Source organism: Dellaglioa sp. CoH-57-MRSF-20 (genome assembly GCF_056781955.1).
The window spans coordinates 1-886 of sequence record NZ_JBXAXV010000027.1 but is presented as its reverse complement, the minus strand read 5'-3'; the positions used below and the strand labels follow the sequence as shown (position 1 = coordinate 886).

Here is an 886-nt window from a genome sequence, read left to right as displayed (position 1 = left end):
GTCGGCCTCATTGCCGATGCCGCAGGTATCAATCTGCTCGAAGTTTTGGGCGATATCGGGGATTTTCGGGTCGCTGGGCCCGGCGATCTGGAAGACTGACTGAAGTTCAAGTAAAGGAGAAAGCATGCTTTCGTTTATCACAAAAATGCGCAAAGCACGATCCATCGAGGCCGTAGCCCGCTACAGTGCACCGCACTGGATCGTCATGATTCGGAATCCGGGAGACAAAGAATGGACGCCGCTTCTCGACAACGAGAAAAAGGTGGAAAACCAAAACGAGTTTGCGGAAATCATCAAGACGCGTGCCGCAGTCCGCACCTTTCCCAACGCAATCGAGGCAAATCGCTGGATCATTCAGAACGTGACGGGTGTGCAACAGCCTCTCGTGGCTCAGGGCACGCAGCAGATTTGGCAATCCCAGCAAGCTGAGCCACAATTTCAACGCCCGCAGTAAATAGCAGTTTTAAGTACTGGAGAGAGTATGACCATTGACGAAAGTGCCGTTGCCCGATTTCACGAGTTGCGTGCTCAAGTCGATAAAGCCCGAAACCGGTACTACAAGCTGTGGAATCAAGTCATGGGCGTAGTAAAGCAGTACTCTGAGGGAGACGAGCGCAACGCGACAATCAGTCGCTTGCGCCGTGAAATCAGGCTCGCGACCCGTGGCGCTCCCCAGCGCCATGCGCATGACGAAGAGAATACTGCGAATTATGTCAGTTCTGGTACGGAGCAGCTATACAACGCAAGTTCTGAACTTTTGGTCGATGCTTACCGAAAAGTCAGAAGTCTGGTACATCCGGACAAAGGTGGCGATCCGGAACTGTTCCATCTAGTAAAGACAGCGTATCTGCTGCGGGATGTAACGTTCCTGATCGAAACACGGCTC

General features: G+C 52.6%; 2 protein-coding genes. Both read left to right on the top strand.

Annotation, left to right across the window (positions count from 1 at the left end):
• Positions 1-124: 124 nt before the first annotated feature.
• Positions 125-454 carry a hypothetical protein gene (locus AC1RPN_RS07850; RefSeq protein WP_289874006.1) on the top strand — a complete coding sequence of 110 codons (330 nt, stop codon included), beginning with the start codon at positions 125-127 and terminating at the stop codon, positions 452-454.
• 27 nt (positions 455-481) lie between these two features.
• A partial coding sequence (locus AC1RPN_RS07845) for a hypothetical protein (protein ID WP_481763659.1) occupies positions 482-886 on the top strand: 405 nt, incomplete at its 3' end.